This window comes from Streptomyces sp. NPDC091209 (assembly GCF_044757755.1).
GTDB lineage: Bacteria > Actinomycetota > Actinomycetes > Streptomycetales > Streptomycetaceae > Streptomyces.
Genome location: NZ_JBIVVR010000013.1, coordinates 209,140 through 234,095, shown reverse-complemented (window position 1 = coordinate 234,095; position 24,956 = coordinate 209,140). Strand labels below are relative to the sequence as shown.

Here is a 24,956-nt window from a genome sequence, read left to right as displayed (position 1 = left end):
CGGTCTCCTGACAACCGGGTGCCCGGTCCCCCACCCCGGAACGACCGGTCATGGGCACACGGTCCGGCGGTGTCCCACCGCACCGCCACCGCCGCGCTCGACGACGCAGCACAACTCCGGCAACCAGCACCACACGAAGGGTTCGACTCCACCATGCGCTCACTCACCATCAGAAGCATCGCCGCCGTCGGCGCGGCTGCCCTGCTCACCCTGGGTACGGCCTGCTCCAACCACCGTGAGGGTTCCACCGCCGGCTCCGACGGCAAGGGCTTCGCGAAGGACGCCCTGATCGGCGTCGCCCTGCCGGCCAAGACCTCGGAGAACTGGGTGCTCGCCGGTGACCTGTTCACCAACGGTCTGAAGGAGGCGGGGTTCAAGGGCGACGTCCAGTACGCGGGCGCCTCGACCACCGTCGCCGACCAGCAGGCGCAGATCTCCTCCATGGTCACCAAGGGCGCGAAGGTCATCGTGATCGGCGCGACCGACGCCTCGCAGCTCTCCACCCAGGTCTCGCAGGCCAAGCAGGCCGGCGCCACCGTCATCGCCTACGACCGTCTGATCACCAACACCAAGGACGTCGACTACTACATCGCCTACGACAACTTCAAGGTCGGCCAGCTCCAGGGCCAGGCCCTCATCGACGGTATGAAGGCCAAGAAGCCCAAGGGCCCGTGGACGATCGAACTGTTCTCCGGCTCGCCGGACGACAACAACTCGAAGGTGTTCTTCGACGGAGCGATGCAGGTGCTCAAGCCCCTCATCGACAAGGGCGACATCGTTGTCGGCTCCAAGCAGACGGACATCAAGCAGACCGCGACCCAGGGCTGGAAGGCCGAGAACGCCCAGCAGCGCATGGACTCGCTGCTGACCTCCGCCTACGGCGGCAAGAAGACCCTCGACGGTGTCCTGTCCCCGAACGACACCCTGGCCCGCGCGATCCTCACCTCGGTGAAGGGCGCGGGCAAGCCGGTCCCGGTCGTCACCGGCCAGGACTCCGAGGTCGAGTCGGTCAAGTCGATCATGGCCGGTGAGCAGTACTCGACGATCAACAAGGACACCCGCAAGCTCGTCGCCGAGACCATCAACATGGTCAAGTCCCTGCAGAAGGGCAGCAAGCCGACCATCAACGACACCAAGTCGTACGACAACGGCTCCAAGGTCGTCCCGTCCTACCTCCTCCCGCCCGTCATCGTGACGAAGGAGAACGCAGCCCAGGCCTACGCCAACGACCCCAAGCTCTCGCCGCTCACGAAGTAGCACCGCAGGAAACACCGATCACCGCCGTCGCCCGTCCCGGAGGCATCCCGGGACGGGCGACGGCGGTTCGCGTTCCCCAAGGGGGCATCCGATCTAGACGTCGGACCTTGGTACGACGTCCACCTTGGTCACCTGAGTGCCGACGGAGTAGACGGCGGGTTTGCCGTGCGCGGAGATGATTCCGAGCTCCGTCTGTACGCAGTGGCGGACGACCTTGTCCATGCGCGCGTCGGGGTTGCGCTCGACGAGCGGCTTGTCCGAGTCGCCGAGGTTGATGTAGGAGTTCAGGTCCTTGGCGAGGAAGGTCTCCTCGACGGCGCTGTCGGACAGGACGAGCGCGCCGCCGTCAGTCGTCTTCGCGGCGAAGACGTCCCCGGCGTGGGAGGCGGTCTTCTTGTAGTCGACCCAGGCGTGCCCGTCCAGGTTGTCGGCCCGCTCGGTGTACCAGGAACTGCCGTTACGCCGGGCCGAGGTGTCGGCAAGCGGCGTGTCGCGCCCGCCTGTCACCCACAGATCCGTGACCAGTCCCGGCAACTGCGCGGGCGCCGTCCCAGCGATCCTGGTGCCGCGGGCGGCGACCTTCATCAACCCGGCTTCGTCGAGGGCGATATGCGGCGCCTTGGCCGACTCACGCCCTTCGAAGTCGCGGGCGACGACCATCCGCCAGCCGTCACCGGAGCGCTTGAACACGAGGAACCTGATGTCCTTCGACCACAGTTTGCCCGGCTTGCCATGGGTGAGTTGAGCGCCCTGGGCACGCACGAGGAACCAGTTGGTCCCGGCGGAAGCGGGCGGGATGTAGAAGGTGCGCTTGACGTACGCGAACGGAGCGAGGTTGTAGGCGACGTCCTTCTTGTCGAGGGCTGGGATCTGCGTGAAGTACGCCTGATCCATCGCAAGGGCAGCGCCGCCTTCCGCCCTCGCCATGAGGGAGGCGGAACGCTTGGCATTGGCCTGGTTGTTGACCCTCTGATAGGCGTCCACCGCCTTGTTCGCGTCCCCCTTGGTGAGCAAGGGCCTCTCCGCCGACTTGGCGTCCGCCCCGGAACTCCTGTCGGTGGTGGAGCATCCGGTCAGGGAGCAAACTACTGAAAGGACGGTCGCGGCGAACGCCCCGATGCGCGTGGCACGGGCTGGGTGAGCAGAGCGGGCCGAGTGGGCCATAGCAAGATATCCCCGTTTCGTGTGTTCTTGCGGCGACCACCCTGTACGACGCGCACGGAATGATCGCCGTGTCACGATATCGACCCCACTCACCCCGGCGGCAACTTCCGCCGCACCCGCAAACCGGACCGCAACCTTCCGAAACCGAGGCGGCAGCAAAGCCTTTGGGCGTCCGCCGGACACGACAGCGCGGGACCGCCCTCGTGGAGGGCGGCCCCGTACCGTTCAGTGCCCGACCGAAACCTACTCGATATTGATCTTGAAGGTGCTGGTCGTGTTGCGGATGTCCTGGGCGTTGCCGCTCATCCGCAGGTTGCGGAAGGTGGCTTCACCGACGGCGGGGCCCTGACCGGGCTCCGGCAACTCGTTGGCCCAGATGCCGAATCCCGACTTGGCGTCGAAGGCGTCCCCGCTCTTCTTGGAGTTGGTGATGGAGACGTCGGTGAAGATCGTGTCCTTCACCGGGAACTGGGGCTGGCCACCGGAGTAGTTGGTCTGGAACATGACGCCTCCGTAGGTGGAGTCGTCGATGTCGACGTCGTTCACCCTGATGCCCTGGAAGACCTTGGAGGCGGAGAACGCCCAGATGGCCGGGAAGACCTGCGAGCCCCAGAAGTGGCCGCCCGTTCTGTCCAGGGAGACGTTCTCGATCGTCGTCGGATCGGTCCCGAAGCCGTTCATCGGGTAGCCGAAGTCCAGTGAGGAGATGGTGACGCCGGAGTAGACCAGGGTGTCGGCGACACGGATGTTGCGGAAGGTGTTGTTGTAGCCGCCGTAGACGGCGATCCCGGCCGCTCGCCAGGTGAGCGTCGATGTCAGGTTCTCATAGAGGTTGTTCTTCTCGTCGGCGCCGCCGGCGTCGATCGCGGAGAAGAGGGCGAAGCTGTCGTCTCCGGTGGCGCGGGCCTCGTTGTTGACGACGTGGTTGTCCGTGGAGCCGTTCGTCATGTTGATGCCGTCGGCGAAGGTGTCACGGATGCGGGCGTTCTCGATGGTCATGTTGTCGGTGTTGGCGCCCCAGTAGAGGCACACCATGTGCTCGACCCAGACGTTGTCGATGGTGATGTTCGCGACGTTGGAGAAGTCGAACACCTTCCCCGGGCCGTCGATGCGGGAGGTGTAGTTGCCGAGGTAGGTGAAGCCGGCGAACGTCGAGCCGTTGGCCGTGGAGTCGGCGCGGAAGCCGATGTCCGTGTTCTCCTGCGAGGAGGGTGCGTGGAAGCGGGTGAACCAAGGGCCCGCTCCGACGACCTTGACCGCCTTGCCGTAGACCTGGAACTTGCTCGCGGTGTCGTAGTCGCCGGCGGGCAGATAGACACCGACGAGCTTGCCGGTGGTGTCCATGCGGACCTTGTCCAGGGCGTTCTGCACGTCCTGGTGACCGAAGCCCGTCGGGACCGTGTAGGCGGCCGGATCCGGGTTCGGGATCGCCGTCGCCTGCTCGGTGTTGATGAAGTCGATCGCGTACGTGGAGGAGTTGGCCGCGTCCTTCTGGAGCCGGATCTTGGAGCCGGCCTGGACGGTCTTGCCGAGCTGCAGGCTCGCCTCGTCGTAGATGTGGCGAGGGGCACCGGAGCCGGGCGAGTTGCCGGGCGCGGTCTCACTGCCGTACAACCAGGCGTACTTCGAGGTGAGGTCGATCGCCTTGAGGAACTGGCCGTCCACATAGACGTTGAGCGTCGAGTCGGTGCCGTCCGGGATCGAGAAGCGGGTCACCAGGGTGTTGGTCGCGGCACGGGTGGTCCATTCGACGTACTGGCCGGTTCCGTCGAGGGTCACCGCCTTGCGGCCGCTCGCCTCGCCGGCGATGTCGCCGATGGTCCGGTTCGGGCCGACGACCTTGGCGCCGCCGCCGAGGGTGCCGTCCTCCGCCTCGTACATGTCGTACGGCATGTCGGCGCCGCGTCCGACGAACAGGGCTTGCGTGGTGGTGTTGTTGGTCCGCTTGACGGGCAGTTCGTTCGCGTCGTCGGCGATGACCGACTTCACGGTGTACTTGCCGTTGACCGCCGTCCACGAACCGAGACCGACCGGTGAGGTCGTCTGGCCCGCGGCGATGGCGCCGGAGTAGGAGCCGCTGAGCGTCTTGACCGTAGCGCCCGTCGAGTCCTGGACCGTCAGCGTGACGCCGTGGGCGCCGGAGGCCGAGGCAACCGTTCCCTGGTTCTTGATCGCCACGGTGAACGTGACGTTGTCGCCCGCCGAGGCGCTGGACGGGGTCCAGGCGACCGGTGCGGCAACCAGGTCGGAGCTGGAGACGGGCTTGACGACGAGGGCGTCGGAGCGGGTGAAGACGTTGTTCGCCTCGCTCTGCTCGATGACCTTGTTCGACGGGTCCACCTCGGCGCCGACCGGGTAACTGCCCGCGTCCCGGGTGCCGATGCTCGCGGTGACCGTCGTCGACTGACCGGCCGCGAGGGCCGGGACGTCGGCAGTGGCGGCCTTGGTGCCGCCGAGCGTGAAGTTCAGGTCGGTGGCCTTGGCCGCCTTGCTCCCGCTGTTGGTGACGGTCGCGGTCAGGCTGATGGCGTCCGACTCGACAGGGGCCGCGGGTGTGTTGGTGATGCCGGTGACCTTGAGGTCGGGGTTGGCGGCCGGGGTGCCGATCACCTGGACCTCTGCGACCTGCGCGCCCGGGGCGCCGGTGTTGGAGGCGAACTTGAGCTGGATGTCGGCCGCGGCGCCGGAGACCGGGATGGTCACGCTGTTGCCGCCGGCCGGGTTGAACGTGTAGTCCTTCGCGGCGGCGAGGCTGGTGAAGGCCGTCGCGTCCTGGTCGCGCCCGAGCACCTGGATGTTCTGCGTACGCGTGGACCAGGCGGCATCGGGGTTGAGCTTGACGACGACCTGGCTGAGGTCGGCGTTGGCACCCAGCTTGGTGGTGAGGGTGGCCGGGTAGGCGCCGCCTCCGCTCTCCCAATAGGTGCCGATCTGCCCGTCGTTGGCGTTCGCGGCGACGTAGGTGAAGGTGTACGAGGAGGCCTCGATGGGCTTGCCCTGGGCGAGGTCGGAACCGGCGCCGGATCCGGGCCGGGTGACGCTGTTGCTCGCCACCGACACGTTCCCGGCGGCGTCCTTCGCCTTCACGTAGTAGGTGACCGTGGCCGTCGCCGACGGGGTGTCGGTGTACGTCGTGACGTCACCCGCCACGGATGTGACGAGTTGGTCGTTGGCGTAGACGTCGTAACCGGTGACCTTGACGTTGTCGCTGGACGCCTGCCAGGTGAGCTTCACGTCGCTGCCGGACTGCGTGTAGGCGAGGTTGCCGGGAGCGGTGGGGGCCTGGGTGTCCCCGCCCGATGCCTGGCGGGTGACGCTGTTGCTGTTGGAGGAGACGTTGCCCGCCGCGTCCTTGGCCTGCACGAAGTACGTGATGCCGCTGCCGGCCGGCTGCGTGTCGGTGTACGTCAGAACGTTCCCCGCGACGCTCGCCCGGAGTTGGCCGTTGGCGTAGATGTCGTAACCGGTCACGGCCGTGTCGTCGCTCGCCGCGTTCCAGGTCAGTTTGATCTGCCCGGTGGCCGGTTCGGTGAAGGCCAGGTTGGACGGCGCGGTCGGTGCCTGGGTGTCGCCGGTGGCCGGTCCGTAGACTTCCAGCTCGGACACCTGCCCGGCCGGCCAGCCGGTGTTGGCGGTGATCAGCACCCGCACGTACCGCGTCGTGGTCGTGTCGAGGGCGATGGTCGCCGACTGATCGTCGCCGCTGTCGAAGGTGTACGCCTGCGAGGCCGTCAGGTCCGTGAAATTCTGGTTGTCGGTGGAGCCCTGGATCTTCAGCGTCTGGCTGCGGCTCGGCCATCCGCCGGGCAGCCTCAGCGCCACTTGGTTCACCTTGACCGATGATCCGAGGTCGACCTGGAGCCACTGCGGGAAGGCGTTGTTCGTGCTCTCCCAGTAGGTGGCGCGATTGCCGTCGCCGGCGTTGGCCGCGCCGTACACGTCGGCGTGCCCGCTCTCGCTGAAGGGCTTGCCCTGGGCGAGGTTGGGGGTCGAGGCGGCGGACGTGAGGACCTGCATCTCGGCGAGCTGGGCGGTGGAGGCGACCGAGTTGCGGCTGAAGTCCGCCCGTACGTACCGGGCGAGGGTCGCGGGGAAGGAGACCTTCACCGTGTTGCCGTTGCCGGGGCTGAAGACGTACTGCGCCGACGACTTGAGCGTCGCGAAGCTCTTTCCGTCGGCGCTGCCCTGGAGCGCCAGGGACTGCGTGCGGGTCTGCCAGTGCTCGGGCAGTCGCAGCACGACCTGGCGGACGCGCTCGGTCCGCCCGAGATCGGTCTGCACCCACTGGGCCGACTTCTTTCCGGCCTGCCAATAGGTGTCGGCGTCGCCGTCGGTGATCTTGGCGGCCGTATGCGCGCCGCTGACGCTGCCGGCCCTGGTGGCGGCGCCCGCGGCGGCATCGGGACCACCGGCGGCCTGGGCGCCGACGGCGGGCAGGCCCAGAACCATGACGGTGGAGGCGAGCGCCGCGGTCACGGCGCGGCGTCTCCAGGATCTCGGCTTGTGTGGAGTCATACGGGGTTCACTCCCTGCGGAGGTTCGCGCGCCGGAGGGGGCGGCGAGGTCGGCTCGTTCCTGGGCAGAGCGGTGGCGCGGTACGACAGAACGGACTGCACTGACTGCACTGACTGCACGGACTGCATGGCAAGGGCTGTCTGTGCAGACATGCGTGATCCACGAAAAGGGATCGTGCGCAGTTTCTTGCGTTGTTTCATCGCAATATTGCAGAGCGGTGCCAAGTCGTCTACGGCCAGGACGCCACAAGTTTCACCATCAACACCCGCGTCTCAACGTCGAGAACCTGGCGTGCACTGCCGACGGCCCGACCAACCGGACGACGCGCGAGCCCCGACAGGCCGAGGCAAGCCGGCGGGGCACCCCCGGAGCGCCCTTCTCCGGGGTCAACTTCCTTATGTGGCCTACCGAAAGCCTCGCGCCGCCGCTTGAGGGACGGGCCTCGCCCCGCTCCGGCATCACCCGCCGACAGCACCCGCGCGCGCCGATCCCGACCTTGGACCCTTCCATGCAAGCCGACGAAAATCACGCAATTTTTTGCGCACCCCAGACATCGGCGCAACCGCCGAACATCCCGCAGACCATGTCGCATCCCATGGCCGACCTGGCCCATCGGGATGACCGCCCGGATGCATCACTCGCTCACAGGGGTGCGCAAAGCACGGGAGAAGGCGAGCCGTCCTGCCGGGCCCGGTGGCTACGACGCGCGCGGAAGGACTCCTTCCATGGGTTGACCGGGGCGGCTGCTTAGCGTGACCCCATGACCACTGTCCAAGTCCGGCCCGCTCCCGACAACCGGCGCTGGAAGGCGCTCGCCGTCTGTCTGACGGCGGGCTTCATCTCGCTGCTCGACACCTCGATCGTGAACGTGGCGCTGCCCTCGATGGAGCATGGGGTGGGCGCCTCGGAGGCCGCCCAGTCCTGGGTGGTGTCCGGGTACGCCCTGACCTTCGGGCTGGTGCTCGTGCCGGCGGGCCGACTGGGCGACATGCGCGGGCGGCGCCAGGCCTTCCTGCTGGGGCTGGCCTTGTTCACGCTGGCCTCGGGGGCGTGCGGCCTCGCTCCCAGCGCCTCCTGGCTGGTGGTGTTCCGGCTGATCCAGGGCACGGCCGCGGGAATGGTCGCCCCGCAGACCTCGGGGCTCATCCAGCAGATGTTCCAGGGCGCCGAGCGGGCCAAGGCCTTCGGCCTGCTGGGCAGTGTCATCGGGATCTCGACGGCGGCCGGCCCGCTGGCGGGCGGTCTGCTGATCAACGCCGTGGGCACCGACGACGGCTGGCGCTGGGTGTTCTTCGTCAACCTGCCCATCGGCGTGGCCGCGTTCGCCGCGGGACTGCGGCTGCTCCCCCGATTCCCGGCGACCGGCAAGCGGGAGGAGTTCGACCCGTTCGGCGTGCTGCTCCTCGGCGGCGCCGTACTCGCGCTCATGCTGCCGCTGGTGCAGATGCAGCAGTGGACCGGGCGGCTGAAGTGGGCCATGCTGCCGGTTGCCGCGCTGCTGCTGGTCGCGTTCTGGGCGTGGGAGCGGCGGCAGGGACGGCGCGGGCAGGCTCCTCTGGTCGATCTGGACCTGTTCTCCCTGCGCTCCTTCACGCTCGGCTCCCTGATCAGTCTGACCTACTTCGCGGGCTTCACCACGGTCTTCTTCGTCTACTCCCTGTTCCTGCAGAACACGGCCGGATACAGCGCGCTGGCAGCCGGTCTCTCGGTACTGCCCTTCGCGGCCGCCTCTGCGGTCGGCGCCGCCATCGGGGGCCGGCTGGTGATGCGTCACGGACGCAAGCTGGTCGTCTTCGGCCTCATGGCAGTGGTGGTCGGGCTGCTCGGGGTCGTCGTGGCGGTGCAGCTCGTACCCCTGGACAGTGTCGGGTGGGCCACGGCCCTGCCCATGGTCGTCAGCGGGATCGGCTCGGGCCTCACGGTCTCCCCCAACACGACGCTCACGCTCACCCGCGTTCCCGTGCACCGTGCGGGTGCGGCCGGCGGGGTGCTGCAGACGGGGCAGCGCATCGGGTCGGCGGCCGGAATCGCCGTGGTGGGAGCGGTGTACTTCGCGCATCAGGCCAACCCCGGACGCCCCGTGACGGCCATTCAGCTCGGCCTGCTCACCGCCGTCGGGATGAGCGTCATCGCCATGCTGCTGGCCGTCGCCGACGTGCGCGTACGCCGGACACACCCCGATCCGGAACGGACCGTGGAAACCCTCGGGCGCGGTTTCGAGGAGGGTGACGCTCCCGAGGCGGTCCGGCGCGGCGGCTGAGAGGTCCCGGCTTCCCTCGCGGCTCCCCTCACCGGGCCGGCTCAGCGAAAGTCTGATCGGCAGCGCATCCGAACCCCCTTCCGCACCCGCCTGTACGGGGGAATGAGGGAGGGCACATGAACGCCGACGAGGAACGCCACCTCCGGCTCGACAGCGGCTGGTGATCCGCGGACGCTGTGACCTGGACCGACAACCACTCCGCGAATGTGCGCGGAGCGGAGCCGGACGAATCCCGCGGTTCAGAATCCGATGGCCTCGCGCCGGAGCAGGACTGTGCCGCGTCCGGGCCGGTGTTCCGCGTTGAGGATGAGCAGGCGGTTGACGGCGCTGGGCGTGAGAGCACCTTGCAGGCGCCGTCAGTGCCGAGTGCCCCTTCCCCGGCCGGGACCCTCCTGTCAGAGCCGATCTCCTGTCGGAGCCGATTCACAGCCCGTGCCGGTCAAGGACGGTCATCAGTTTGCGCCTGCGCTTCAACTGCGCCCGCAGATCGGCGAGATATCGGGGGAACGCGTCCGCTGTCCCCAGCGCCAGGTGGCAAGAGCGGACGTCGAACAACAGCCTGGCCATGCACTCGTAGACCCGCTCCCCTGTCGTTTCTTTCAGGAGCTCGACCAGCCGCAGATACACCGCGAGCGCGTCGGCCGGGCGCGTGTCGCGCGAGGTGTCGGCGAGCTGCCGCCACTGCCGGTCGTCGGCACGGCCGGGGGCCTCCCGCCAAGCGGTGTCCAGATCGCCGTCGTCGAGCAACGCGTCGATCAGTACGGGCCCTCGGTACCGACCGCCGCGCTCCTGAGCGGCGTCCTCGCGCAAGGCGGCCAGCGCCGTCGCCCGCTCCGTCTCCCAGCGGTCCGTCGACCGGGCAGCGACGCGCAGTCGCTGGTACGCGGCGAGGGTGCGCTCGGCCAGGAAGCGGACCCGGCGGAGCGCGACGGTCTCGGCCTCTCTGCCCGCCCGGGTGTAGCGGGCGCACACGTAGTCGACCAGGCGCCCGTCGACGTACGCCTCATCGGCCGTGTCCCGAAGTCCCCTTTCCGCCCACGCGAGCGCGTCCTCGGTGCGGCCGGCCGCGTCCAGTTCCTCGGCGATGCGCAGATGCGTCGCGCCGGACGGAACCAGGTCCTTCGCGCACAGGGCGACCAGCGCCTCCACATCGCGTTCCGCCCGGACCAGGCGCTCCATCAGATACTTCTCCGCCCAGCCACGCGGACTGCGCCGCCGAGCCTCGGCCGCCAGTTGCCGCAGGCGAGCCAGCCCAACTGGCCCCAGCACGTGGGCGTAGTCGAGTGGATCGAGGTCCGTCGCGTCGTTCCCGTCACCGAGCACGTGGCCTGCCAGCCACTCGGCCAGCCGCTCCGGGTCGGGGCGCGCGACCGAGCAGGCTTCCAGGTGGGCCTCGGCCACCGCGGTCACGGCCTGACCGACCATGCCGTCCGAGTCGTCGATCTCCCCGTACGCCTCGCCCAGCGCCCGGATCGCCTTCTCAGCCAGGCCGACCGCGAACGCCGCCTGCCCACCCCCGCTAAGGGCGCGCAGCGCCTCGGCCGCCTCCGCCACCTGCCGCGCGTACCCGGGAGCGGCCGCGTACTCGACGTACCCGTAGCGGGCGAAGGACCGTGGATCGAGCAGCGCCGGGACCCGGTCCCGGACCGTGTCCAGGTCCGAGCGCGCGGACGCGGCCCGCAGCTCCAGCCGTCGGCGCACCTCCCGGTCATCGGTGACCTGTTCCCGCACCAGAGCGAGGAGCTCGTCCCGGGACAGCGACGTCAGCCACGCCTGGAGGCCGGAGGCGCGCGCCCGGGCGGCGGCCCGCTGACGCGGGATGCCCTCCGCCTGCCGCAGCACGGTCAGCCCCACGGCCACACAGTGCTTGCAGAAGTTGTCCTCCAGCCCGTACGGGCAGTCGCACCGCCCGGAGAGCCCGGTGCGTCCGCCGAGGGTGAGCTCCACCTCGTAGACGTCCGTACCCTGCACCACGCCGGTGATCGTGTCGTCGCCCACGTCCAGCCCGCTCACCGCGTCCAGATACCCCAGTGCCCGCTCGAAGGACCGGCTCCCGGCCAGGGCCCGCAGGTCGTCTTCTCCGAATCCCACCGCATTTCGTGCCACACCGGCATTCAACCGCTCCCGCGGCGCGCCGGGTGTCAGGATCCGCCCTCCGCCGACGGTCATACGAAGTGAACCTCCGCGACCCGGGTGAGGTGCTCACGGCGGCCTTGGACGCGGCGTAGGCGGCCATGCCGGGGCGGAGCCCGTGGTATCCGATGTTGGAGGCGGTGTTCACGATGACGCCGCCGCCGTGCGCGCGCATGCGCACGATCTCCTGCTGCGTGCTGTACAGGACACCGTTCAGATTGATGTCCAGCACGGAGTGCCACACGGACAGGTCCAGGTCGCCGACCGGAGCGGGCCTGTCGAAGACGCCCGCGTTGTTGTGCGCGACGTGCAGGCCGCCGTGACGCTCCACCGTGGTGCGCACCAGGCCCTCGACGTCCTCGGGCCGGGTGACGTCGGCGACGACGGCGACGGCACTGGCGGTGCCGCCGTCCTCGTCGACGAGTCGCACGGTCTCCTCGATGGACTCGCGCCGGACTCCGGCGGCGACCACGATGGCGCCCCCACGTGCGAAGGCCCTGGCACCGCGGCCCGGCCGATACCGCATCCGGCCCCGGTGACGATGACGACCTTGTCCTTGAAACGGGCGGTCACGAGGTGACTCCTTGCTCGGTGTCGTCAGGGATCGAAACCCAGGGTGCCCGACCGGCCGGGCATGCCCAACCAGCCGCCGGTCCAGGGCCATTCGGCCGCCGATGCGGCGCGGGCGCGTAGGCGGCGGCCGAACTGCACGTGCAGAAGTGACGGCCGGGACCAGCTCGGTGTCGCGGACCGGGCTCCATGTGGCGGTCGTTGCCATACCTTGGACCTATGGCGCTGCATCATCACAGTGACCGTCCGTGGCGCGTGAGGGTGGACGACGAGGAAGGAACACCCTGTGGCGCCGGAGTGCTGCTCGACGACCGGCATGTGCTCACCTGCGCGCATGTGGTCCGCTACGCCGGAGCAGAACCCGGGGGCACCACGCCTCATGTCCGGATCCGCAGTGTGGTGTGCCGCCCGGAGTGGACCCGCACCGCGCAGGTGGCCCCGGGCACGTGGGTGCACGACCGCGGCACGCAACGCGGCGACGTGGCCCTGCTCGAACTCGACGAGCCGGCCGGCTGCGGCACCCGGACCACGCTGTGGAAGGCACCGATCTCCGGCGGCACGGTCCGGGTGTACGGCTTTCCCCACGACGAGCCGTTCGGCATGGGGGCGGACGCGCGGCTGGCGGGATCGGGGCACCGACAGGGCGAGTGGGGCCTGCTGAAGCAGCTCCGCGTGGGCGACCCATGGATCGAGCGGGGGTACTCGGGCGCCGGGGCGATGGCGGTGGGCGGCGAGTTCGACGGCCGCGTCATCGGCATCGTGGTGGCCGACTACGTACACGGCGACGCGAAGGCGGCCTGGATGCTGCCGACCGAGACGATACTGAAGCATCTGCCCCGGATCGAGGAGTTCACCGGAGGCGTCCGCAATAACGAACTGGGGCCCTCGCACGACGAGTTGCGCTGGGACGTGCTGGGCGACCCGCTGCGGCTCGCGCTGACTCAGGAGCTCACCCGGCTGCTCGACAGCGAGTGGTCAGGCACGGTCGTCGTCGGCACCGGCGGAACGACCGCCGTGGGCGACTCCTGGCTCGTCCGTCTGGTGCGGACGGCCGATCCCGCGGCCCGTGTCTCCGTGACCGACGCCGAACTCTCCGACGCCCCTGGGGACACCGTCCTCGGACTCGGCACCATCGACGCGGCCTACGACGCGCGCGGCAAGTCGGTCGCCGACGTCACCGGCTACCTCACGGACCGGTTCGGACTCCACGGCGGCGACCCACACGAGGTGCGGCGACAACTGCTGCGCCGCAAGCCGCCCGCCTGCCTGGTGGTGGGCGGCGTCGACCGGGCCCAGGACCCCGAGGCCCTCGTAGCCGACCTGCTGGGGCAGTTGGCCGCCCGCGCCCGATCACGCGGAATCCGCCTCGTCCTCGGCTTCGAGGGCGTGCCACCGGCCGGCCTCGCCTTCGACGTCTCCCTCGACCCGGAACCGCTGCGCGGGGACGCCGGCCGGCGCGTGACCGCCGCCGAGGTCCGCACGGTCCTCGGCCGGCTCACGGCGGAGGAGGACGCCTCGTCCGCCCTGCAACAGGACTGGGGCTTACGGTTCTTCAACGCGCCCCGGCTGCCGCCCCGCGCCGCACCCCGGCTACGGGTCCGGCTGGCTGTGGCCAGGGCGACGGAACCCAACCCCGAACTCACCGCGATCCACGACCTGGCCGGCGCGGCCCGCGCCGCCCTCGCCCGCTTCGATCACGACCTGCGCCGGCTGATCTCGGCCCACGAGGATCTCACCGCCGACCTGGAGCTGCACCGCCTCCGGGCCGCGCGGCACTTCGGTGCCGAGGACCGACGGCTCGCCGACCGGCACGCCCCCGCCGCGCGCGCTCTGCGCACCGAGCCGGTCGACCTCGGGGCCGCCCGCACGCTGGTCAGGCGCTACATCGACGAGGTCAATCGACGGCTCGAGGAAGGGTGACGCATGGGGACGAGCCGTCAGGAGTGCAACCGCCCCGACTGCGGGCGCGGCACGATCGACGAACAGGGCTTCTGTGACGTGTGCGACCGGCAGCCGCTGCCGCGGGACGCCACGCAGTCGCCGCCCCCCGGCCCCGGCCCGGAACCGGCGACGCGGGTCGGCGCGGACGTGGGCGTGGGCGTGGGCGTGGCGCAGGTACGCCCGGATCCCTGGTACGGCCTCGACCTGGTCGACTCCGATCAGGTCCCGCGGACCCCCGACGCGCCTCTGAGCTCGTCGGACCCTGTCGCCGAGGCACACCGCTTCTGCCGCAATCCCTCGTGCAGGCAGCCGGTCGGCCGTGGCGACAACAGTGAGGAGGGCCGGACCGCCGGTTTCTGCCCGCACTGCGGCACCCGTTTCGACTTCGCCCAGCCCGACCATTTCACCATCGCCGGTCGGTACGACGTCCGACGCGTCCTCGGTGCGGGGGCGTTCGGCGCCGCCTATCTCGCCCACGACCGCAATCTCGCGACCGAGGTCGTCCTCAAGGCCCTGCGCACGTCGGTCGCCGAGACCGCCCTGCACGAACGGGACGTGCTGGTCGGGCTCCGGCACGACAGCATCGTCCGCATCCTGGGCTACGAGGCCGAAGGGCCGTATCTCGTCCTCGAATACGTGCCGGGCGAACCGCTCTCGGCCGGCCACGGCGACCGCCTCGAAACCCTCCTCGCGCACGGCGTCCGCGTCCTCCAGGCACTCGACTACCTGCACGCCCGGGGCCTGTTGCACTGCGACGTCAAGCCCCTGAACATCATCCGCTTCCGGGAGGAGGGCCCGGCGGGCGCCCTCGACCGGGTGCGGCTCATCGACTTCGGCGCGGTGCGCAGCCACGCGAAGGACACCGGGCCGGTCGTGGCGTTCACGAGTGCGTACGCGCCGCCGGAGACCGATCCGGAGCACATGCACCCCAGCTCCGGCTTCGACCTCTACGGACTGGGGATGACCCTGCGCGAGGTCTGCCGCTCTCGTTGGACGGACCGCTCCGCACCGGGCGTCGACTCGCTCCATCTGCTGCTGGACCGGGCCACGGACCCCGAACGGCCGTGGGGTCGGTTCGTGTCGGCACGGCAGTTCGCCGAGCAGCTCAGCGGTGTCATCCGGCAGGTCGTGGCAGCCCCTCCGACGCGTCGTCAGGTGGCGCGTCCCTCCGCCCTGTTCGGCTCGGCGCCCGAGGCACTGGACGGCGGGCTGGGTGCGGCCAGGCCCGTTGCCCATTGGGTCGAGGCTCGGCCGGTCGAGAACGGTCTGCTGCGCATGCCCGCGCCGTTCTCCTCACCGGACCCCGGCGACGTCGCGGCCGCCCTTCCGGCCCCCTTGTCCGATCCCGACGATCCCGATGTTCCCGACGAACCGGGCGTCACCGGCTCGTCCGACAGCGCGCTGGCCGGGTGCCGGCTCGCCCTGCGCAGAAAGGACGCCGTGTCGGCGGCACGACAGCTCGCGGCGGCGGGCCTCCCCGACTGGCACTGGCTGCGTGACTGGTACCGCGGCCTGATCGCGCTGGCCGACGGGGACCCGCAGCGGGCCACCGTCATGATGGCCCAGGCGCGCAGGACGCTCGCCGGTGAGCTGATACCTCAGCTCGCCCTCGGCCTGTGTGCCGAACTCCGCGGGGACCACGCCGTGGCGCGGGCTCACTACGGCACGGTGTTCGACACCACCCCGGCGCTCGGCGCGGCCGGTTTCGGCCTGGCCCGTGTCCATCTCCTGGCCGGCGAGCGCCAGAAGGCGGTGGACGTCGTCGAGCAACTGGCCAAGGAGTTCCGCTACGAGCGCGAGGCCCGCGTGGCAGCCGTACGTCTGCGGGTCATGGTCCTCTCCGAACCGGGCCACCCGGCGCCGACCGAGGACGACGTGGCCCGCGCCAGGGCGGCGCTGCCCGGCCTCGACGTGGACGAGGCGGCGGCCGCCGGACTGTGTGCCGAGATCGAGTACGCGGATTTCCTGCGCACCCACGACCGGCTGAAGCTGTCTAACGCTATCCGCGCCCTCGGCCCCCACACGTCGACCGAGCGCGAGTACGTCGCCCTCGTGGACCTGGCGAACCGGCTGCGTCCGGCCCTGAGATGGAGATGGCCGGGAAAGCGCGGAACGAGTCCTTCCCGTTTCGGCGCAACACCCAGCAGGCTAGGCTCCTGACACGTTCCGTCGAGGAAGCGAGCACGTTCCGTAGGAGAGCAGGCAGCGACACGGACGGGTGGTGCCGGTGGGGGACAGATCACCGTTAGGGCTGACCTTCGCCCTGGAAGTGGACGCACCCTCGGATCTGCCGTACGACGGGCGACGCCTGGACGCCCTGATCACCGTCTCGGCACAGTCCGCCGCGGCCTCGGCCGCCGACACTCCGCGTGCCGAGATCCTGATCATGGACCGCTCGTTGTCCATGTCCGGCTACAAGCTGGGGGAGGCGAAACGCGCTCTGTGCGCGGCCATCGACACACTGCGGGACGGCACCCTCCTGGGCATCGTCGCGGGCAACCACCAGGCCGACGTGATCTTTCCGACGACGGGCGGCCTGGCCCGCGTCGACGCCTGGACCCGGGAGGAAGCCAAGAACCGGGTCGTCGGCCAACTCTCGGAGGGCGGCACGGCGATCGGCCAGTGGCTGGCCCGCGCCCGCCGCCTCTTCGCCACACTGGAATCCCCCGGCACGGTGCGCCACGCCGTGCTCTACACCGACGGCAAGAACGAGCACGAGACACCCGAGCAACTCGACGAGATCCTCAGGACCTGCACCGACCGGTTCATCTGCCACGCAAGGGGCTTGGGCGAAGACTGGCACTACGTCGAACTGCTCCGCGTCACCGAGGCCCTGCACGGCACCGCCGAGGCGATCGTCACCATCTCCGACCTCACGGAGGACTTCACCGGCCTGATACGCGAGGCGCAGCGGATCATCGTACCCCGGGTGTATCTGGGCCTGCGCCTCAACAGCCGTTTCCAGCTTGAGTTCGTACGGCAGACGCGCCCCGTCGAGGCCGAACTGACGGCGCGCCAACAGCGGGACAGCGAGACGCACATCGCGCTGGGCTCCTGGCCCCCGGAGAGCCGCCAGTACCAGATCTCCCTCCGCTTCGAACCCGCCGAGCTGACCGTCGACGAGATCCTGCGCGCCGCCCGCGTCACCCTGCACGCCGAGTTCCCGGACGGAACGCGCCACCCTTGCTCAGAGACCTCAGCCATGATCGTATGCCGCCGCTCGACCCCGGGCTCCGGTATTCCCCGCTCCGCCGACCTCACCCGCGTCGAGGACGAACGCGATCTCGGCATGGCCATGCGCGCCTGCGCCGACGCCCACCGGCTCGGAGAGCTCGACCGCGCCGACGCCGAACTGCGCCTCGCCATCGGCCTCGCGGAATCCATCCCGGACACCCGGCGCCTGCAACTGCTGCGCGAGATCGCGGCCGAGGGCCCCGACGGCCGGCTCGGGGTGCGGCGGAACGTCCCCCGAGGCCAGATCCAGAGACTCGGCCTCGACTCGACGAAGACCACCGGAGGACCGGTCGACCCGCTCGACCTCCCGTCCCACGCCCCCGGGACACCGCGCGTATGCCCACAGTGCGGTACGACGTCGACGCTGCCCACCGCCAAGTTCTGCCAGGAGTGCGGGCGTCGATTCGATGACACGGGTACGGCCGGTGGCCCACTGGACGCGTCGTGACCGGCTTCCGGCCGCGCGTACCCCATCCGATCGTGGTCCTGCGATGGCTCAGAGCGGGCGTGCTGGGCATCGTGGCGGTGACGGCGCTGCTCTACCTGGTGGTGGCGAACCGGGCCGGAGCGCAGGTCGCCGCCGCGCACCGAACGACGACGGCCATCCAGCACATCGGCGCGGCCTATACCGAGACGGGGGAGGCGAACGCCTCGCTCCTCGCCGTCTCGCGGACCGAGGCGGTCAACCTGATCGGCACCGGCGCGGACTTCGCCAACGCCACCGCCCGCGTGAGTTCGCACCTCACCTCGGCGACGCAGGGCAACGCGGCCGGGGAGCAGGGGCTGGGCCATATCCAGTTCGTCCAGGGCCAGTTGGCCACCTGCGTACAGATGGCCAACACGGCGGTCATCGACGGGGCACCGGCTCTGGCAAGGGCGCGCGACGCCCTGGACAGCGCACCGGAGTACGACGGGAAGGACCCGGTTCCCTTCACCGGCGGTCTCAGGCAATCGCTCAGGGATCTCCAGGAGCTGGAGGTCCGAGCCCGCCACGACCAGCTCCGGTCGGGCTGGCGCAGCCCCGATCTCCTTTGGCCCCTGTTCATGGCACCGGTGGCGGTCATGCTGCTGCTGGTCTGCACGACCGGCTACATCGTCGCCCACCACTTCCGGCGGTATCCCGGCCCGGCACTCGTCGTGGCCCTGCTGGCCACCGCGTCGATCGGGGTCGCCATGTGCACGACCGACCCGCTCCCCGCGGTGATCGCGCTGCCCGTTCTCGCCGGCGCCGGTGCGCTGGCGTACCTGGCCTACCGCCCCCGTCTCGCCGAGTACAGGTTCCCTCACTCATGAGAAGACTCACGGCACCACTCCTGCGCTGCGCTCTGGCCCTCGGGCTGCTCCTGGGGCCGGTCGCGTGCGGCAAGCCGGAGAGGGACAAGGTGACGATCATGGTTCCCTGGTCCGGCACCGAGTTCAGGGCGTTCTACGCGGTCGTCAAGGCCTTCGAGCGCGACCACGACATCGACATCGAACCGCAGGTCACCCGTGCCCTGACCCAGCAGCTCGACGCCGCGGTGGCCGCGGACGCGAAACCCGACCTGGCGGTGCTGCCCAGTGTGGGAGCGATCGCCAAGTACCGGAAGGAAGGGGTGCTCCTGAAGCTCGGCGTCGACACGAAGGCGTACGTGCAGCCCTTCCGCGGGCTCGGCATGAACGGCAAGGACGTATACGCCGTCCCCGTCAAGGCCGACGTGAAGAGCCTCGTCTGGTACGACGCGAGGGTCACCCCACGGCCTCCCGAGAGCTGGACCGCGCTGCGTACCCGCTCCCACCGATGGTGCCTGGGGCTGGAATCCGGTCCGACCTCCGGCTGGCCCGGCGCCGACTGGATAGCGGACATCGTGCTCGCCGACAAAGGCGTCGGCCCGTACGCCGCCTGGGCCTCGGGTGACGCGGAGTGGGACAAGGGGGCCGTCAAGGACGCGTGGACCGCGTGGGGGCAGCTCGTGGCAGGTGCTCGCAAGGGCGCGGCCACGTTCAACTTCCGCGCCGCCGCCGAGAAGATGACGAAGAAGGGGTGTTCCCTGAGCCACGGCGCCCTGTCCGCGATGGCTTTCGACTCGGCCCAGGTGAAGGACGACGGGTACACGTACGTACCGTCCTCTCGTGAAGCCCTGCAGGTCTCGGCGGACTTCGTCGGAAAGTTCACCCGGAACAAGAGCGCCGACGAGTTCATCACGTACCTGGCAAGTGCGCAGGCCCAGCAGGGATGGGTGAACGAACCCGGCTTCGCGCTCTCCGCCGACAACAGCGTGACGGAGTACGACAACGCCACACAGGGCCGGATAGCCGGAATGCTCCGCTCCCCCCGCTACACGCTCTGTTTCAGCGCCGCCGACGCGATGGATCCCGACGTGTCCGCCGCCTTCTACCGAGCGGTCCTGGACTCCACGAACGGCAAAGATCTGACCCCGCTGCTCGCGGCACTCAACAGGGTCCAGACGGCACTCGGATACGCGCACCCCGGATCCCCGCCACCACCCGCACCACTCTGCAGCCACCCGAACCACCCCTGATCGATCCAGGAGCCTTCATGCCGGACGCCATCCAGTTCACCCTCGACGACGGCACCGTGGTGCTCGTAGCCCCACCCGCTCGCACGGGCACCGGCGCCGTGGGCCTGGGAACCCGTCTGGAGAGCGCGGGAGGCAGCCTGCGCGCGGCACTGACACCGATCACCTCCGCCGCCTCCGAGGTGATCGGCCAGTTCCGCCGTGTCGCCCAACGGCCCGACGAGGTGGAGATCACCTTCGGCGTCGTCCTCGACGCCAAGCTCGGCGCGGTCCTGACGAGCGCCAACGCGAGCGCACATCTCGACGTCACACTCCGCTGGAGCGGCACGGAACCGGCCCAACCGAACTGATCCCGGACCCGGCGCCCACCCGCCGGCGAGTCGGTTCGTACCGCGCCGTTCGGCTGTTCGCCCGCATCGCGGCGAACGCGTCGGCGCGGGACGGCGCGGTCACGGCTTGCGGGCCACTCCGCCGTAGAAGCCGGCCTGGGCGTCGGTGATGTCGGCCAGCGGCTGGTCCGGCTCCGGGTGCCAGCGATGCGTCACGGCCAGCCCCGGCGGCAGCAGCTCCAACCCGTCGAAGAACCGGGCGATTTGGGTCCCGGACCGCAACTGGATCGGGATGCGGGCACGGACGTACACCTCCTGTGTACGGGCCATGCCCTCCGGGTCGAAGTCGGTGGTGCCGTGGCTGAGGGTCAGAAAGCTGCCGGCCGGCAGCGCGTCGACCAGCTCCCGCGCTATCTCGTACGCGCCGTGCCCGTCCGGCACGAAATGCATCAGGGCACACAGGCTCAGCGCGATCGGCCGGTCGAAGTCGAGCGTCGACCGGGCCTCGTCGGACGCCAGGATGGCCTTCGGTTCCCGCACGTCCGCCTGAAGGTAGGCGACTTGGCCCTCGGGGGTGCCGTGCAGCAGGGCTCGCGCGTGGGCCAGCACGATCGGATCGTTGTCGACGTAGACGACCCGGCACTCCGGGGCCTCCGCCTGGGCGACCTGGTGCAGGTTCGGCTCGGTGGGCACCCCGGTGCCGATGTCGAGGAACTGTCGGACCCCGTGATCGCGGGCCAGCACGCGCACGGCCCGGTGCATGAACGACCGGTTGGCGCGCGCGAAGGTGCGGGCGTCCGGGGTGTGCCCGAGTACCTGCTCAGCCGCCTCCGCGTCCACCGGGTAGTGGTCCTTGCCGCCCAGGTAGTAGTCGTACATGCGGGCAGGGTGCGGCTTGCTGGTGTCGATGGGCGCCGAGCCTCGACCTGACTCAGGTAACAACGTGTTTCTCCTCGGCTACGCGTGACGGGTCTTCGTCCTGGATCAACAGCGGTTCATCGCGACATGAAAAGCCGGTCCGCACCGGCTCCCGTCACGGGGACCTGCGTCGCCGACGCGAGCATCGCCGTGCCGACCTCGCGAGCGTCCGGGGAGCGGCTCCCCGGAACGCCTCGATATTCCGCACGACGACATAGTAGATACGCCGAAACAGCAGGCGGACCCCTTCGCTCGGATTGGGCCGGCCCGGCTGCCCGACGCACAGACGGTCGGCATGCCACCGGGTGGCCGGCCCCCGCGATCCAGCCGTGCCCCGTACGGAATGCCCTTCTTTTGCCTGTCCGCTGCCTCGTTGCCGGGCAGGACCGGTGCGCATACTTCGGGACGCCGGGGCTGGGGAGGATCGCAATGGGCAGGCTGCTCGTCGTACCCGTACATCTGGACGCACTGTGCCTGGCGGGGGAACGCCAGGTCGCTGAGCCTTTCACGGACTTCACGCGGCTGCCGTACACGGACCCCGCGGACGGGCACGACCATCAGGCGGACATGCCGTACGTCAGCGAGACGCTGCTGTCGGTGCCGTTCCAGGACCAGGGCTTCCTCCTGAAGACGGGAGTCCATCTGCACTGGTCGCTGCCGGACGCGCTGACCCGGCTGGCGTCGCGGGGCGGGGCGGGCGCGGTGCCGGTGGTGCCCAACCGGTGGCTGGTGACCCGCGGTTCGGGCGGTGCCGTGGCGCAGCAGTGGGTGGTCGAGAGCGACTTCCTGGCCGAGGACAACGCGGGAGGAGTGCCCTACCCGTACATCGCGGACCAGATGGACGGGCCCGAGCGGCTGCCGTACCGGCTGCTGGGGCGCAGGGTGCCGCTGACCGCCTGGCGGCCTGCGGGACGCACCACCTCGGCCGACCCGGCGGAACGGGCGCGGTACCTGCGGGCGCTGACGGCGGTGGGCTATGGGGAGCCGACCTTCGCGTCGTTCTATCCGCACTGCCACAGCGTGTTCGGGCTGCACGACCCGGCGTTCCCGGGGGTGCCGCCGCAGGACGTGACGTACGACGTGCTGGGCTGGTACGAGGATCCGGGCCAGGACGTACTGACGGCCGCGCTGGAGGCGCCACGGGAGACCGGGACGGGCTGGGCGGACGTGCTGCGCGCCGCCCTCGGCTGGACGGCGGACGACAGCGGCGCCGAGCCGGACCGGATGGTGTGCTGGGGGCGGATCGCGTTCGCGCCCGGAGCGGGGAAACCCCAGGACACCCCGGGTGACGACACCGGGGTGTGGGTCGGCAACACCCCGACCGAGGCATTGGCGGCCCATCTGGGCGCCGTGCTCGCCGACACCGGCCCGGCGCCGGACGACCTGGAGAACCTGCTGGAGGCGCTGGCCTTCGCCGAGGAACTGGAGTCGGCCCCGCTGGACGTCGACCTGAAGCTGCTGGAGGCCCGGCACGCCGACACCTTCGCGGCCGTACCGTCCGGGAACCTGTGGACCGTGACGGACGACCGGTCAGGCCAGGCCGCGGACGCCGACCTGACCGCCCTGCCGCGTGCCGCCGGAGCCGCGCTGAACACCCTGAACGCCGCACAGGCGGCCTGCGACCGGGCGGGCGCCGAACTCACCGGGCTGCGCCAGGAGCTGTACGCCGACTGGTACCGCTACATGCTGTGCGTCTACCCGCCGGACACCAGCCGGGACAGCTATCCGAACCCCGACCAGGTGCTCTTCCATCTGCGTCGCCAGGCCGCCCTCATCACCCGTCGGTCCGCCCGCGTCGATGCCCTGGGCCAGAACCGCGACGCCGCGCGGGCCGCCGCCGAGGCCGTACTGCCCGACGGCTACGTGCTGCGCCCGGGCCCGGGCCCGCAGTACTACCTGCCGAACGAGCCCGTGGTGCTGCTCACCGGCACGGACGCGACCCCCTCCGACCGCTTCGGGCAGGACGGGTTGCTGGGCTGCCAGTCCACCGATGGCGACATCCCCGGCGACGCAGAGGCCGTCCGGACCCTGCGGGACGCGGTGGCCGGCCTCCCCGGCGTGGCCGCGCACACCCGTGCCTGGGAGACGCAGCCCTGGCATCCGCTCATGCTCCAGTGGGAGGCGGAGTTCTTCCCGGTCGGCCCGAACGGCAACCTCGACCGTGCGACGGACCGCGATTTCCGCACCGACTTCGTCACCTCCGCCTACACGCTGCCGGCCGACCAGGCGGAGCTGCGCCCCCGCGCGGCCGGCGGGGCGGTGCTGGCCAAGGCCGCCAACGTCTACACCGGCGCCGCCGTGCTCTCCCCCTCGGCCCGTCCGCTGCTGGCCGCCCGGATCCTGCGCTACCTGGCCAAGCCGGTGCTGGCCGCGCTGGACGGCACCGTCACCGAGGAGGCGTTCAGCGCCGACCCGGATCCGGCCCTGGACCGTTTCCTGGCGTCCGGCGCGGCGGATCAGCGGGCGGTCACCCTGGTCGCGGTCTACCGCCATCTGGCCGCCCACGAACAGAACAACCTCGCCCAGGCGCTCGGCGGCTTCAACGACGCCCTGCTGATGCGCCGGCCGGCCCGCCAGTTGCCGGTCGCCGACCCGCTGGGCTTCCCCGACCACCGTGCGGTGACCGAGACGGAGGTCGCCCCCGCCGTGGCGGGCGAGAGCCGGTACACCCCGCAGCCGCTCAGCGACTTCAACCCCATCAGGGCCGGAGCGATGCGGCTGCTGCGGCTCCGGATGGTCGACACGTTCGGCACGGTACGGGACATTCCCGTGGAAACCGTCGGGACGACCAGCCAGTTGCGGGTCGAGGGGCATCCCGGCTGGGTCGCCCTGCCGCCCCGGCTGGCCCAGCCGGCCCGGCTGTCGCTGCGCTGGCTGGACGCCGACAGCGACCTGGCCGAGATGAACGCCGTCCCCGCCACCTCACCCGTGTGCGGCTGGCTGCTCGCCAACCACCTCGACGGCAGCGTGGCCGTGCACGCCCCCGACGGGAGTGCGGTCGGCTCGGTCTACGCCCTGCCCGGCGACCCCGAGCCGACGGGCGTCCCCGCCCTCTGGCAGCCCGCCCCCGGCCGTGCCCCGGTGCCGGTGGACGGCATCGGCAACCCGCACCTGAGGGCGGTCGTGGCACGGCTGCGCGGCTCGGGGCCGGACGGGGTGGCCGCCTTCCTGGGCACCCTGGACCAGGCGCTGGCCGCCATCGAGCCCGAGGACTACGCCCTGCACCGGAACCGGGCCCTGCTGGTCAGCCGACCGGTGGCGGTGGTCCGGGCGACGGTGAGCCTGGAACTGGCCGGGCGCCCGGCGGTGCACCAGGACTGGAACGTCTTCCGGCAGGACCTGCGCCGCAGCGGCTGCGAGACCAACGGCTTCACCCGGGTACGGTTCCCTGTCCGGCTGGGCGACCACGGACGGCTCGGCGACGGGCTGGTCGGCTACTGGCCCGAGGAACCCGACGGGCGACTCGGTCCGGTGCTGCACTCGGTGACCGACGGCGACGAGACCGAGGACGCGGCGCTGTTCCAGGCGATCGACGCCCCGGCCCGGGCGCTGACCCTGCTGGTCGACCCGCGCGGCGCCGTGCACGCCTGCTGCGGCATCCTCCCGGCGAAGGCGCTGCGCATCCCCGACGCCCACTACCGGGACGCGTTCGCCGCGATGGAGATCGCCTTCCTCACCGCCCCTGTCCTCGGGGACGGCACCGCCGCGGCCCCCGATCTCCCGCTGCCGGCCGAGCCGGGCTTCGTATGGTGCTGGCTGGAGCGTGACGGCCCGTCAGGCACCGGCTGGCTGCGCACCGGCGGCGAGCCGCTGATCGACCGGGCCGCGGTCGAGGCCGCCTTCCCCGGCGAGACGGCCCTGTGGCAGCGACTGTCCGACGCGGGCTGGCTGACGCCGCTGGACGACGACACCGCGCTGGTCACGCCCGCCGAACAGCGTCCCCCGCTGCCCACCACCACGCCGGCCGTCGACGCCGACGCGCTCGCCACGCTGCTGGAACGGCCCGCGCTGACCCAACCGCGCCAGGACGCCTCCTTCGCCGCCCGGCCCACCGCCCGGGAAGGCTGGCTGACCCTGCGGCCCCGCCCGACGACGAACGCCAACCGACAGTAGGGACGC

At 70.6% G+C, this 24,956-nt stretch carries 13 protein-coding genes and 1 pseudogene; 9 read left to right on the top strand and 5 right to left on the bottom strand.

The features are described 5' to 3' along the window. Positions 1 to 69 precede the first annotated feature (69 nt). A complete protein-coding gene (locus ACIQRL_RS32210) occupies positions 70 to 1,257 on the top strand; it encodes a substrate-binding domain-containing protein (RefSeq protein WP_401338153.1) in 1,188 nt (395 codons plus the stop codon). A gap of 93 nt (positions 1,258 to 1,350) precedes the next feature. On the opposite strand, the gene ACIQRL_RS32205 is transcribed toward ACIQRL_RS32210, so the two are convergent. Continuing rightward, entirely contained in the window at positions 1,351 to 2,271 is a 921-nt protein-coding gene (locus ACIQRL_RS32205) for a hypothetical protein (protein WP_401338149.1), read from the bottom strand. 393 nt (positions 2,272 to 2,664) lie between these two features. Then, a complete protein-coding gene (locus ACIQRL_RS32200; RefSeq protein ID WP_401338147.1) occupies positions 2,665 to 6,936 on the bottom strand; it encodes a discoidin domain-containing protein in 4,272 nt (1,423 codons plus the stop codon). A gap of 760 nt (positions 6,937 to 7,696) precedes the next feature. Between ACIQRL_RS32200 and ACIQRL_RS32195 the strand changes: the two genes are divergently transcribed. Continuing rightward, positions 7,697 to 9,196: an MFS transporter gene (locus ACIQRL_RS32195; protein ID WP_401338145.1), complete on the top strand. Its 1,500-nt coding sequence runs from the start codon at positions 7,697 to 7,699 to the stop codon at positions 9,194 to 9,196. A 423-nt stretch (positions 9,197 to 9,619) separates the two neighbouring features. Here the strand turns inward: ACIQRL_RS32195 and ACIQRL_RS32190 are convergent, their stop codons facing one another. Together ACIQRL_RS32190 and ACIQRL_RS32185 are read right to left on the bottom strand one after the other, a co-directional pair. Beyond that, positions 9,620 to 11,302: an SWIM zinc finger domain-containing protein gene (locus tag ACIQRL_RS32190; protein WP_401338143.1), complete on the bottom strand. Its 1,683-nt coding sequence runs from the start codon at positions 11,300 to 11,302 to the stop codon at positions 9,620 to 9,622. A gap of 151 nt (positions 11,303 to 11,453) precedes the next feature. Continuing rightward, positions 11,454 to 11,855: pseudogene (locus tag ACIQRL_RS32185) on the bottom strand (SDR family NAD(P)-dependent oxidoreductase); the annotation flags it as partial. A 263-nt stretch (positions 11,856 to 12,118) separates the two neighbouring features. Between ACIQRL_RS32185 and ACIQRL_RS32180 the strand changes: the two are divergent. From ACIQRL_RS32180 to ACIQRL_RS32155, 6 genes are all read left to right on the top strand, one after another. Beyond that, positions 12,119 to 13,819 carry a trypsin-like peptidase domain-containing protein gene (locus ACIQRL_RS32180; RefSeq protein WP_401338141.1) on the top strand — a complete coding sequence of 567 codons (1,701 nt, stop codon included), beginning with the start codon at positions 12,119 to 12,121 and terminating at the stop codon, positions 13,817 to 13,819. 3 nt (positions 13,820 to 13,822) lie between these two features. Further along, a complete protein-coding gene (locus ACIQRL_RS32175) occupies positions 13,823 to 16,000 on the top strand; it encodes a tetratricopeptide repeat protein (RefSeq protein ID WP_401338139.1) in 2,178 nt (725 codons plus the stop codon). 109 nt (positions 16,001 to 16,109) lie between these two features. Then, positions 16,110 to 17,522 carry a VWA domain-containing protein gene (locus ACIQRL_RS32170; RefSeq protein ID WP_401338137.1) on the top strand — a complete coding sequence of 471 codons (1,413 nt, stop codon included), beginning with the start codon at positions 16,110 to 16,112 and terminating at the stop codon, positions 17,520 to 17,522. Continuing rightward, the gene (locus ACIQRL_RS32165; RefSeq protein ID WP_401338135.1) at positions 17,519 to 18,367 is read left to right on the top strand and encodes a hypothetical protein; all 849 of its coding nucleotides are present in this window, start codon (positions 17,519 to 17,521) and stop codon (positions 18,365 to 18,367) included. Before ACIQRL_RS32170 ends, ACIQRL_RS32165 begins: the two co-directional genes overlap by 4 nt. Further along, positions 18,364 to 19,593: an extracellular solute-binding protein gene (locus ACIQRL_RS32160; protein ID WP_401338133.1), complete on the top strand. Its 1,230-nt coding sequence runs from the start codon at positions 18,364 to 18,366 to the stop codon at positions 19,591 to 19,593. Before ACIQRL_RS32165 ends, ACIQRL_RS32160 begins: the two co-directional genes overlap by 4 nt. Positions 19,594 to 19,610: 17 nt before the next feature. Further along, on the top strand, positions 19,611 to 19,940 hold the full coding sequence (locus ACIQRL_RS32155) for a CU044_2847 family protein (RefSeq protein ID WP_401338131.1): 330 nt from the start codon (positions 19,611 to 19,613) through the stop codon (positions 19,938 to 19,940). A 99-nt stretch (positions 19,941 to 20,039) separates the two neighbouring features. Here the strand turns inward: ACIQRL_RS32155 and ACIQRL_RS32150 are convergent, their stop codons facing one another. Then, positions 20,040 to 20,861, bottom strand: coding sequence for an SAM-dependent methyltransferase (locus ACIQRL_RS32150; protein WP_401338128.1), 822 nt, complete (start codon positions 20,859 to 20,861; stop codon positions 20,040 to 20,042). Positions 20,862 to 21,266: 405 nt separating this feature from the next. On the opposite strand from ACIQRL_RS32150, the gene ACIQRL_RS32145 reads away from it, so the two are divergent. Next, the gene (locus ACIQRL_RS32145; RefSeq protein ID WP_401338126.1) at positions 21,267 to 24,950 is read left to right on the top strand and encodes a hypothetical protein; all 3,684 of its coding nucleotides are present in this window, start codon (positions 21,267 to 21,269) and stop codon (positions 24,948 to 24,950) included. Positions 24,951 to 24,956: the final 6 nt, after the last annotated feature.